The organism is Streptomyces sp. ALI-76-A (assembly GCF_030287445.1).
Taxonomy (GTDB): domain Bacteria; phylum Actinomycetota; class Actinomycetes; order Streptomycetales; family Streptomycetaceae; genus Streptomyces.
Window position 1 is genome coordinate 88027 of sequence record NZ_JASVWB010000001.1, and the last position, 11156, is coordinate 99182.

Below are 11156 nucleotides of genomic sequence, written 5' to 3' on the forward strand. Positions count from 1 at the left end.
TGGTGCGGGGCGGGACGCAGGGCCGTCAGGCCAGGGCGGCGAGGGCGGCCACAAGGAGCAGGGCCAGGGCGGCGAGGCTGAGGTGCACCGCGTGGCGCAGGCGCGTGAACTTGGTGACGGCGATGGCGGACAGGACGCGGATGCGGGCCGGGCGGGTGTCGCCGTCCATGCACGCGCGGATCTGCTCTTCGTCGAGCCGTGCCCAGTACGGGAAGGACGCCTGGTCGGCGCCGCTCACGTTGGGCCGGACGACCAGGAGGAGCAGCACGGCGGCGGCCCCCAGGGCGAGGACGGCCGCGGCACCGAGGGCCTTGGTCGCGGGTGGCAGGTCGGTGTCGGCGACGGACGCCAGTCCGACGAGTACCGCGCCGGTGAAGGCGAGCAGTAACGACGACTTGCTGTCCGTGCGGGCGATCTCGCTGGCGACCGCAGCACAGGCGTCGTCCAGATTCTTGTCCGCGACGGAGCCGGTAACGGATGTGCGCATGCTTGGTGCTCCTTCATCTGTCGCTGATGCTCTGGCGTGTGAGGGAAGGGGTGTGCTCCGGGGCGGCCGGGTCTGGATGCCGGCGGACCGCTCCGGGCGTTCGGGTCAGGCGGCCAGCTGATGCGTGGCCGGGGGAGCGATGTAGGTGGCGGGATCCGCCGGCGTGCCGTCGTGACACTCCAAGCAGCTGCCGAGGGTGCGCAGCGGGATTACGTGGTGGTAGCGGCGCCGGCACTGGGGGCAGGTCTGGCGGGCGGCCATCGCTTTGTCGAGCGCGGCCTCCTTCGCGAGCGTCATCGGGAGCTTCGGCTTTGCCAGGTCTATCCGGTACAGCCACGCGAAGCGCCGGCCGCCGCGGCACTCGATCCGCGCGGCGGGCTCCTGGCCGCCGGGGCGCAGTCCCATCTCCCGCAGCTGGCGGCGCGTGGCGAACCGGGTGCGGCCGGCTTGTGTCCAGCGGAAGACCGGAAGGAACCGTCGCCAGGGTCATACGGGTCGACGTCGACCAGCTCCCTGTCCATCACCCGCTCCAAGTGCCGGGGAGCCGGCGGGGCTGGTGCGGGTATCGGGGTCCGGGACGCTGCGGGCGTGGCCGGCCGATCCGGCGGCGCGGTCGGGGAGTGAGCACGAGGGGTCCTCCAGGCTGTCGGATGCGGGAAGGTGGTGGTGCGGGCGGCCGGGCGGCCTGTGCCGTGGCCGACTGCCGCCGTGGGCGAGGTTCGGTCACGACGTAGGGGGCCTGGGCGGGCGGGTGTGCTGGGGGCCTGTTGCGCGGGGTGCGAGTGCGTCACCCTGGGCGGGACGGCAGGAGATGGGGGAGTGATGGGCTGGTTCCGCAGTGATCCGCCGGTGGTGGATTTCGAGGCGGTCATGGACACCGACGGCGTCACCTGGCAGGCGTTCACCAATGAGGACGGGGTGCTGGTCATCGACACCGACGCGGAGGTCGAGGTGTTCGTGAACCGGGCCATCGTCGGCGGGTACGTGTATCCGGCGTGGGTCGACGACTACGGGCACCTGATCATCGAACTGGGCGACTGACCGTCCTGGTCGGGGGTGCGGTCAGAGGCCTTTCGCGTCGGCCATCGAGGCGGCCTCTCCCAGCATCCGTGCCGGGGTGTGTCCGCTGCCGAAGCGGTCGTTGAACTCCGGTACAGAGTCGATGTGGTCGCCGAAGCGGCGCCGGATCGCGTCCAGGAGGACGGATGCGGCGTCGGCTTCCAGTGCGCGGTCACCGCCGGTCTGCGCGCGGATCGCTCCGACGAGGCAGACCGCTCCGTTCTCGTCGACGGAGGCTCCGGCACACCACCCGCCGGTTTCCATCCGGTGCTGCGCGCGCTCAAGGAGCGCGGCAACCGGTGTGGTGTAGGTCTGGGGTGGTGCCTGCGGAGCCGGGGTGAGCGGAACGGTGACGACGTCGGCGAGGTCGACCGGTGTGGTGTCGATGTGCGCGGTGCGCACTTCGTGGGCCACGGCGGCTTCTTCCAGTCGGACGGTCATGGCCGCCTCTACAGCAGCGAGCCGGGCGTCCAGGCTGAGACGGCCGTCGGTGACAGCCGCTGTCGGGCTTGTCTGGACGGGGTGGTCGGCGGGCGCGGTGTGCAGGGAGGCGGCCATGAGGGGAGCTCCTGTCAGTGCAGCGACACGAGGCCGGCCACGGCGTGCAGGGCCTGAGTGATGGCGGGGGCGATGCCGGTGGAGGCAAGGCAGAACCCGAACGCGGCACACATCAGGGCGGCGCCGATGCCGACGGTGCGCTGCCGCAGCAGCACGACCACGACGACGGCCAGGAGCAGCACGGCGGACACGGTGACGATCACAGGGGATTCCTTCCATGGGGCGGGGCGGGATGGTGTAGCCCGGACGGATGCCGGGCGGGACGCCGGAGCCCTCTGGAATCCGCCGGCGGGCGGGGGGCTTCGGCAACGGGGGGAGGGTCAGTCGTCGGCGGCGAGGGCGAAGTCGGCCCGCAGTTCCCGCAGGACGTCGTCCTGCGCGTCCGGGGTGACCAGGACGTCGCGGGCCTTGCCGCCGTCGGCGGGGCCGACGATGCCGAAGGACTCCAGGACGTCCATGAGGCGCCCGGCGAGGGCGAAGCCGACGCGCAGCTTGCGCTGCACCATGGACTGCGACCCGAACTGACTGCTGATGATGAGGCTGGCGGCCTCCACCACCAGGGCGCCGTCCACGCCGTCCGGCGCCTGAGCGAAGACGGGCTGTCCGATCTCCTGGCCGGCAGCGCCCGTGTTCTCGCCGACGGGCGCGTACACGCCGTGGTCGACCTGGCGCAGGAGTCCGTCGGCGACCAGGTCGCTCAGTGCGTTGCGGACGGTGCCGGCGGCGGCGTCGACGACCGCGCGGATCTCCTTGGCCGTCATCTGCCGGTCCACGGCGGCCAGCACCTTGTCCTTGACCGTGGTCTTCTGCTTCCTCGGGGCAGGCAGCGGCGGCGGCGTGAACGACCCGACAGCGCCGAAGCCCGGGGTGCCGGCGTCGGTCTGGCCGTCGTCGTCCTTCCCGGAGGGCGGCGGCATGGTCCAGTCGTGCCACAGCCCGAGCTCGGTCAGCGCGTCGATCTCCCGGGTGGTGAGGCAGTTGATGGAGCCGTCCTCGGGGAAGATCTCACCCAGACCGTCCAGGCTGCCGTCCTTGGGCAGGTGGACGTACAGGGTGCGCATCATGGTCGCCGCGGAGCCGGTGACGGTGTGGCCGACGCCCTGCGTCGTCTCGCCGGGGGCGTCGTCGGTGATGCCGTGCATGCGGTCCATCAGCGACATCGAGGCATTGAACCGGTCGGGGATGGCGGCCAGGTCGACGTCCCCGGCGAGTCCGCCGGTGGCCTGGCGGGCGGCGATGCCGCCGGAGGAGTTGGCGATGCGCAGCACCACACCGATGCCTCCCTGCACCTGGTCGCGCAGGGAGGCTTCGCCACCGAGTTTGGACAGGTTGAGGGACTGGCCGGCGAAGATGATGCCGATGCCGAACTTGCGGCCCTCGCGGGCCAGGACGTCGGTCATGTGGGCGATCTCGTCACCGAGAGCCTCGTCCCCGACGAGGGAGTTGAACTCGTCGAGCACGAGGGTCAGGCCGGGGTAGGGGGAGTGCGCGGAGAAGTCGTGGCCGACCTCCGCGTTGATCGTGCCGCGGATGTCCATCAGGGCGATGGCGGCCTTGAGCATCCACCAGGTGAAGACCGGGCCCGCGTCCTGCCGGTCGATGTGCCGGCCGACGGCACTCATCTGCGCATCAGGGCGGGCGGAGGTCACCCAGGTCGCCAGACCGGCCAGCGCCCACGCCGCGCACATCAGCGCCAGGGCCACGGTCTTGCCGGAGCCGGTGACACCGACCAGGAAGCCGTGCAGCGTCCCGGCCGCGGACTGCATGTGGACCTTGGCGTCGCTGCCGTCGTGGGCGGTGCCAAGGGTGTAGCGGCCATACGCGTCCAGGGTGAGCAGTTCCCGGGTGGCGCGGCGGCTGCCCTTCAGCGGCGCCGACTCGTACAGCGTCACCAGGGCCTCGCGGCCGCGTGCCTCCGCGACCAGGCGCAGCTCTTCGGGCTCCACACCGAACGCGGAGCAGAGCTGGCCGTGGTTGATGCGGGCGAGCTCGCCCGGCTCGACCTGGGCGAGGACCATGCCGCGGGCGGGCAGGTCACCAGTGGCGGGGAAGCTTTCCACGCGGACGATCTCACTGCCCGGGATGGCGCCGCCGGGGCGGCCCACCTTCTCCGCCCACATCTCCTCGAAGCTGCCGCCACTGCGGCGGGTGGTCGGGGCGACGGTGAGCCGCATGCGTCCCGGACTGGTGCCAGGGATCTCCTCGATGGCAACGCAGGCGACGGGAACACCGAACGCGGCGGCAGCGGCGACCAGGTCGATCCGGGGAACGGGCTTCCCGGCCGGGGCGACGATGTCAGCGGTGAAGTCCGGGTGGGTGGCGTCGATGGTCTGCTCGACGTTCTCCAGCCACGTTTCGGGGGCGACCTCGGCCGTGTCCCACAAGCGCATGACCAGACCGCGGAACCCGGGCGGGTAGAGGACTGTGGTGGCGGCCGGCGGATTCCAGGTGGAGCGGGTGATGGGCAGCGCGACCGACATCAGGGCTCCCCAGCCGAGCGCGGCCGCCGGCTCCCACCAGGGACGGCCGGGCACGATCGCGGCGGCGGCGTAGACGGCGCCGCCGGTCACCGGCCCGAGCACCCGCTGCGCGGTGCGGATCGTACGGCGGAAATCGCGGGTCTTGACCCTGCTGTAGAGCCACCACACGCAGCCGCCGCTGACCACGGCGGCACCGACGTGGGCGGGCAGCACCTCCATCGAGGGAACGTAGGCGAGGGTGGCAGCGGACGCCCCGTAGGCAGCCAGTTCGGCCTTCGCGCGCATCGGCAGCTTGCTCATCGGTCGGTTCCTTCCGTGCAGCGTGAGGGGTGGGTCCGATGGTCGTGCTGGAGGCCGCACCGTCCCGAGGCGGGGCGGTGCGGCGTCCGGCAAGGCCAGCGGTTACTTGCCGCGGTCGTATCCGCCGGCGAGTCGGTGCCAGGCGTCGGCCACGATCTGGCTGTGGTCGAAGGCGAGCGCGAGGGCGTCGCGAGGTGGGGCCAGTGGTGCCCACCGCACGGCAGCGGCGTCGTCCCCGGCCCGGGCGGTGGTGCCGTCCGGGACGGTGGCCATGTACGCGACGCTGACGAACCGGCCACGGGGGTCGCGGTCGGGGTGGTCGTAGACGCCGACCAGGACCAGGTCCTCCTCCGCGATGCGGACGCCGGTCTCCTCCCGCAGCTCCCGCGCGGCGGCGGCGCGGGAGGTCTCTCCGGGGTCGACGTAGCCACCCGGCAAAGCAAGCTGTCCCGCGTAGGGCGGCCAGCCTCGTTCGATGAGCAGCACGTCGCCGCCGCGGATGCAGATCACGTCTGCGGTCATCTGGACGGTTTCGGTCGTCTCGGTCACGCGGTGTTCCCTTCTCGGAGCACAGGTGAGGGCCGCGCCCGGTATCAGGCGCGGCCCCGGTCGTGGGACGTGGTGGACGGGTCAGTTCTGCCGGTAGAAGCCGGGCTTGGCCTGGCGAGCGCGGGAGGAAGTCACGGCAGCGTGGATGCCGCCGTACTCCACCTGGTGCTCGCTGTGGAGGTGACCTGCGGCGGTGTGCATGGTGTCGGCTGCGCCCACCAGGCGTGTGCACCTGCCGGCCACCGAACCGAACAACCCGGCGACTTCCTCGACAGCGGTGACGTGCCGGGCGTCGACATGGGCGGCAGCGCTCAGCTCCGCCAGCCGGGTCGCGGTGTTGGCGTTGGCGCGCATGCGCTGCGCGAGCCGTTCGGATTCCTCCATGAGGCCGGAAGCGGCCTTCCGCAGCGCACGGAACTTCGCGACGAGCGCGAGGTATCCGTTGCTGTCGCCTTCCATGCCGATGACCACTGCGTCTGCCATGGCTACCTTTCTGTTCTGTCAGTTCTCGTTGTGGATCCGGGCACTGGGCGTGTGCAGCCCGGCGTCGACCGTCGCGTCCTGCGTAGGCCGGTAGTCCCTGGACATCGCCGTCTCCTCCGCCTCAGCGCGTTCGGCGGCGTCGAGGGCGGCCTGGGCGAGACGCTCCACCGTCGCGGCCATTACCGTCACGCTCTCCATCAGGCCGGCGATGGCTCGCTTGGTACGCGGGCCGGACACGTTGTGGGTGCGGGCCAGGTCGTCCGTCATCTGTTCCAGCTCGTCAAGCAGCCTCCTGGCCCGGCCGGCCAGCTCCACCGCGTCGTCGTAGGTCTCCATGCCGTCGGTGGTCAGCCGGGTGAGGACCCTGAGCGCGTCGTCCAGGGTGATCTCAGTGAGGTGCTCACCCGCCGTTCTGGCCGCTCCCGCGACCGGTGCGTTCATCGGTGTCACAGCTCCGGACGAAGCAATGGGCATAGGGATGGGTTCCTTTCTGCGGGTGGTGCCGGGCCGGTGCCCGGCGGGACGCTGCGGGGCACGGGGCAGGGCGGGTGCGCCCTGCTTGGGCAGTGCCTGTGGCCTCGGGCCGATCGCGGCGGGCTCCCAGCGTTTGGCGTGCGCGCCGGGCGGGTCGACCTGCTCCACGGTGATGTTCACCGGGCTTTCGGGGCTCTGGTCGAACGGTGAGCTACGCGGCTGGTCGTACCAGTGCGGGCCTGCCTCGTCGTCGTGGGCGGCCCGGCCGTCCCCGGTGGCTTTCCGGTCGCCTGCGGTGGTCTTGCGCCGGTGTTCCTGTGCCTGGCCGTCACGGTCGGTCTTCCTGCGGTGTCGGCGAGGGCCGCCTCCTGCCGTCCAGGTGCTGCGGCGTTTCTTCCAGCGGTCGTTGACGGCCTCCCACGCGGCGTCCTTCAGGTGCACCCGGTCGCCGTCGGAGCGGCCGGATCCGGGCGCCTGCCCGACCGTCGGCGGCTTCCCGCCGCCCCGGTTGGGAGGCGTGCCGTCCGTGGACCGGCGGGGCTTGACGCGGCCTGCGCCACCGATGCGGTTCTTCAGGTCGTCCCAGAACGTCGGCCCGCCCTTGACCGGGCCGCGGCCGCCGGCGGCTTTGGTGCCCGTGCCGCCGCCGGCGGCTTTCGGGCCCTTGCCGACGCCCGAACCACCGGAACTGCCCGAGCCACCGGAACTGCCGGAGCCGTTGGGGGACTTCTTGCCTTTGCTCCACCAGTCGGCGACGGCCTGGCGAGGAGAGCGGCGGCCGCTGCCGCCGGCGCCCGAGGCGCCGCCGCGACCACCGCCCGTACCCCTGGCGCCTCGGGTGCCGTTTCCTGCGGTGTTCTGGGTGCCGCCGTTTCGGATCCGCGGGCTGCCGTTTCGGTCGGAGGTGCCGCCGTTTCGGTTGCCCTTCGCGCCATTTCGCCCCGACAGGCCGCCGTTTCGGCTGGGCCCCGTTCCGCTGCTGGACGAGCCAAGGCTTGACCGGCCGTTCGGCGCCCGGCCGCCACCGGTCCCCCCGCCGCCGACACCGGGCGTGCGCCCCTGCGCCGAGCCGCCGGACGGCCCCGTGCGGCCCGTTGTTGACCTGCCCGGACCGATGCCGCCACCGCCCCGCCCCGGGCCGCCTGAGCCGCGCCCGAGGGCGCTGCGGCCGTAGTCGTGGCTGGAGGGAACACGGCGGGATCGGGCGTTCTCCTTGTCGACCTCGGCACCGAGGCGGGTGGCATCTGCGCGGGCCTTGGCCGCGAGCAGTTCCATCTCCCGCTCGTGCTTGGCCGCTTCGGCACGGCGGGGGCCGGCCTCCTGCAGCCACGTCTGCAGCCCCTCGAACGCGGCGAGCGCGATGGCGAGGATCGCCGCGAGCGACAGTGCGCCCGTGCGAGGCGGGAGCCCGTTCGGGTCCGGCGCGGTGGGGGTCACGCCGTCGCTGCGCAGGGCCGCCGGGACGCTGCTCGCAGCGGTCGGTGCGTGGGGCACCGCGGGCGCGTCGAAGGCGGAAATTCGAACAGTGCCGGATGCCGGGTCGGGGGTGGCCGGCGGCTCGTCGAGGGCCGGCGGGGGCGGGACGGGCGGGGGTGCCGGGGACCCGATGCGCGGCATCTGAAGCACGTTGTCCGGGCTGTCGTCGTCGGACACGCGCCCTCCTCTCCTGGGGACTGCCGGTGAGGGAGGGGGCCGTCTCGCACGCGTACGCGTACACGTGGTTGGGACCCCCGTCAACCCCCATTTCGGCGGTGATGATGATGACGATGACGATTACTGGCAGTGATCCCGGTAGAGGCGTTCCAGCTCCGCCGACAACGCGTTGAAGGTGGCGTGGTCGCCGGTGCTGCGGACCTTCTGGATCGCGGAGACCTTCACCAGGTCGAGCCAGGCCCGGAAGAATTCCTCCGGGCCCCGCTCCCCTGCGGCGCGGGCCTGTTCGAATCGGGCGTTCCAGTGGGCAGCCTTCTTCGGGGACATCCGAGCGGGCATCAGGCGCCCCGCTGCTGCTTGCCGAAGTAGTCCCCGAGCAGCTTCGGCGCGCCCGCCGGCGCGTCGTCGCTGTCCCCGGGGGCGAGCCGCTGGAGGGTGGCCTGCGCGGAGTTGTGGGCGGCGGCCCCGAGCTGCTGCTTGCGCTGCGCCTTGCGCAGGGCCTTGTCCTCGCGGCGCCGCATGACGACCTCGGGCTGCGTCTCCTCATAAGCGGCGACCGTGCTGTTGATGGCCTTGGCGGCCTGCCGCATCGCCTTCGCCGCGTCCCGCAGCGGCTTGACCCGCTTGCGGGCCCGGGCCGCAGCCGAGATACCCCAGGGCAGGTCACCGTCCAGGCGGCGGGCCTTCAGATCGGCCTGGATGGCGTCGGCGAGGGCGTCGTAGGTCTGCGCGTCGTTCAGCATCGAGCCGCGGTGCTGGGCCTGCCAGCCCTCACGCTGCCCGGGCAGCGCCAGTGCCTGCACGCCCGTCGTGACGCGGGTGGCAATGTCCTTACTCATCAGGGGTTTTCTCCTCCGGGTGTCGGGGTGCTGTACTGGGGATCTGGGACTGCTTCCGGCAGTCGCAGCGAGGGCCAGCCCGATTCGCGCGGGCTGGCCCTCACTGGTGTGTGCCGGACGGTTGATCAGGGGCGGTAGCCGTCGGCGATCAGGACAACGGCCTCCTGGCGGTACTTGGACGCGGTGTCCGTGGACGACACGTCGAACTCACGCTGGACGTCGGCGATCGAGATCCGCTCACACAGCTCGTGCTGGATGTCGTCGTACGCCAGGCCATCGGGCACGAGGCCGGCCGCGAGCGCCATGCGGGCGACCCTGCGGACCGCACGCTGCCTCGAGGTCAGCTTCGCCTCGTCCTCGATTTCGACCGCGCGCCGCTCGTTTTCGGCAGCAGCCCGCCGCGTTTCGGCAGCAGCCCGCTCGGCTTCGGCGGCCTCCTTCTTGGCCCGCGCGATGTCGGCGAGAGCGGCCTCCTGACGGCGGTCCTCCTCCAACTTCTTCCGGGTGGCTTCGGCAGCGGCCCGCCGCGTTTCGGCAGCAGCCTTCTCCGTTTCGGCAGCACGCCGGTTCGCTTCGGCAGCAGCCTCGCGGGCTTCGGCGATGGTCCGGGTCTCGATCGCCTGCGCCTCCGCCGCGGCGATCCGGTCGGCCTCCGCAGCTTCCTTCCGCTTCTCGGCTGCCTGGCGCTCCAGCTCGGCTGCGCGCAGGTCCGCTTCAGCAGCGGCCTCACGCTCCTGGGCCTCCTTGCGCTCCGCCTCCGCCTCACGGGCCCGGGCTTCGGCCATCACCGCCTGGTCCAAGGCCTCCTGCTCCAACGCCGCGGCCCGCTCTGCGGCGCTGACCTGGGCGCGGGCGTGGGCTCGTGCCTGCCCGGTCTGGCCGTCGACCTCCGCGCGGACCGCCTCCACCTTGCCCTTGGCGCGCAGGCGCTCCGCTTCGGACTCGGCCCTGGCGACCTCACCGCGGGTCGCCGCGTCCAGGCGCCGGCGCTCGGCTTCCTCCTCACGCTCCTGAGCTGCCTGTTCCTGCTTGTCGGGCATGGCCAGGGCCTCTGCGACCGTGTAGCCGTACGGGGCCATCTTCATCGGCAGCAGTTCATCCTCGGACGCCTGGGAGATGTCGCCCTTGTGCTTGCGCTTGAGCCACTGCTCGTAGGCGATGAGGTCCTGGTCTCGGCGGATCATCTCCGGATAGGAGGTGACGCCCCACAGCCGCATCCGACGGAAGATCCGGGCCGTCGCCACTGGGGCAAGCACCCACCGCAGCCAGGGGATCGAATCGCGTTCGGCCTGGTCAGGACGAACGATGCGGTCGATCGAGGTGCGGCCCAGCTCGACCACCATGATGAAGAGGACCGGCACGACGCCGTGGGCGCCGGCGGCGATGTAGTCCAGCAGCTCCCACGCCCGGCCCTTGGGAGCGCCGGACGCGGCGTTGAGGACGACCGTCGCAGCCGTCAGCAGCCACACCGGGTAGCGGATCCAGCTGATGGGGCGCTTGAGCCAGGCCATCAGCAAGTCGACCGCGATCATCACCATGATGCCGACGTCGACGCCGACCGCGAACAGTCGGCCCTTGTCCAGCGTGCTGAAGCGGAGTTCCTTGTGAGCGAAGACGGCGACGTGTTCAAAGCTGAGGTACAGGCCGATGCCTGCCAGGGCGAGCGCGGCGATCACGATCGCTCCGGCCGCCCACTTCTGGCTTCCGGTCAGCCTCTCCGGGGAGGTCTCCGTCCCGGTTCCACTTTCCGTCTCCGAAGCGAAGTCCGGCGCGTCCGAAACGGTGCCGGGTGCCTGCGAAACCGGCTCGCGCGTTCCCGAAACGGCGACCGATGGTGCCGAGTCGGGGTCGGGGTCGGCCGCGGTGCGCGGCCAGTCGGTGATCGTCATGGGGGCCTCCGGAAGGGGTCGTTCAGGGTGTGGGCGAAACGGTGAGGGCCGCTCCCGAAACGCGGGCGGCTGCTCCCGAAGCGGCAGTCGGCGGAGCCAAAATCGGCCCCCGGGGGGCCGTTGCCTTCCCGGAGCAGGCCACGCTGAAAGGCCAGCCGCCCGTGGTGCGGGCGGTGGGCCTGGGGAGTGCTGGGGGCGGGCTCGAAACTGTCCGTGGTTCCCGCCGGGCGGGAGCGAAAGGGACTGTCCGACTCCCACCGCCTCTCCTGGCCAGCCGTGGTGCGGCTGCCGGTGCGAGCGGATCAGGCAATCGTTAGGCCGTGATCGCGAGGGGACGGTGCGGGTCGATGGCCCGGCCGTCGGGGAGGAGCTCGCCGGTGTCCTC

Annotated in this window: 13 protein-coding genes; 1 reads left to right on the forward strand and 12 read right to left on the reverse strand. The window is 72.0% G+C overall.

Annotated features, from left to right (window positions below; all coding sequences use genetic code 11):
- Nucleotides 1-25: 25 nt before the first annotated feature.
- Entirely contained in the window at nt 26-487 is a 462-nt protein-coding gene (locus QQS16_RS00480) for a Pycsar system effector family protein (RefSeq protein ID WP_286059467.1), read from the reverse strand.
- Between the two features lie 105 nt (nt 488-592).
- Nucleotides 593-901 (reverse strand): RRQRL motif-containing zinc-binding protein, encoded by a 309-nt coding sequence (locus tag QQS16_RS00485; RefSeq protein ID WP_353479642.1) that lies wholly within the window; start codon nt 899-901, stop codon nt 593-595.
- 408 nt (nt 902-1309) lie between these two features.
- Between QQS16_RS00485 and QQS16_RS00490 the strand changes: the two genes are divergently transcribed.
- Nucleotides 1310-1528, forward strand: coding sequence for a hypothetical protein (locus QQS16_RS00490; protein WP_286059468.1), 219 nt, complete (start codon nt 1310-1312; stop codon nt 1526-1528).
- Between the two features lie 21 nt (nt 1529-1549).
- On the opposite strand, the gene QQS16_RS00495 is transcribed toward QQS16_RS00490, so the two are convergent.
- The 10 genes from QQS16_RS00495 to QQS16_RS00540 all read right to left on the reverse strand — a co-directional run.
- Complete coding sequence (locus QQS16_RS00495) at nt 1550-2104, reverse strand: DUF6197 family protein (protein ID WP_286059470.1); 555 nt, start codon at nt 2102-2104, stop codon at nt 1550-1552.
- Nucleotides 2105-2118: 14 nt separating this feature from the next.
- The gene (locus QQS16_RS00500) at nt 2119-2307 is read right to left on the reverse strand and encodes a hypothetical protein (RefSeq protein ID WP_286059472.1); all 189 of its coding nucleotides are present in this window, start codon (nt 2305-2307) and stop codon (nt 2119-2121) included.
- A 117-nt stretch (nt 2308-2424) separates the two neighbouring features.
- Nucleotides 2425-4884, reverse strand: a complete 2460-nt coding sequence (locus QQS16_RS00505; protein WP_286059474.1) for a type IV secretory system conjugative DNA transfer family protein — start codon at nt 4882-4884, stop codon at nt 2425-2427.
- Nucleotides 4885-4986: 102 nt separating this feature from the next.
- On the reverse strand, nt 4987-5406 hold the full coding sequence (locus QQS16_RS00510; protein WP_286059486.1) for an NUDIX domain-containing protein: 420 nt from the start codon (nt 5404-5406) through the stop codon (nt 4987-4989).
- 108 nt (nt 5407-5514) lie between these two features.
- The gene (locus QQS16_RS00515; protein WP_286059475.1) at nt 5515-5916 is read right to left on the reverse strand and encodes a hypothetical protein; all 402 of its coding nucleotides are present in this window, start codon (nt 5914-5916) and stop codon (nt 5515-5517) included.
- Nucleotides 5917-5934: 18 nt separating this feature from the next.
- Nucleotides 5935-8043, reverse strand: a complete 2109-nt coding sequence (locus tag QQS16_RS00520) for a hypothetical protein (RefSeq protein ID WP_286059476.1) — start codon at nt 8041-8043, stop codon at nt 5935-5937.
- Between the two features lie 120 nt (nt 8044-8163).
- Entirely contained in the window at nt 8164-8370 is a 207-nt protein-coding gene (locus QQS16_RS00525; protein ID WP_286059477.1) for a hypothetical protein, read from the reverse strand.
- An 11-nt stretch (nt 8371-8381) separates the two neighbouring features.
- The gene (locus tag QQS16_RS00530) at nt 8382-8882 is read right to left on the reverse strand and encodes a hypothetical protein (protein WP_286059478.1); all 501 of its coding nucleotides are present in this window, start codon (nt 8880-8882) and stop codon (nt 8382-8384) included.
- Between the two features lie 125 nt (nt 8883-9007).
- Nucleotides 9008-10771, reverse strand: a complete 1764-nt coding sequence (locus tag QQS16_RS00535; RefSeq protein WP_286059479.1) for a DUF2637 domain-containing protein — start codon at nt 10769-10771, stop codon at nt 9008-9010.
- Nucleotides 10772-11084: 313 nt separating this feature from the next.
- The coding region (locus tag QQS16_RS00540; protein ID WP_286059487.1) for a DUF5999 family protein at nt 11085-11156 on the reverse strand (72 nt) is incomplete at its 5' end.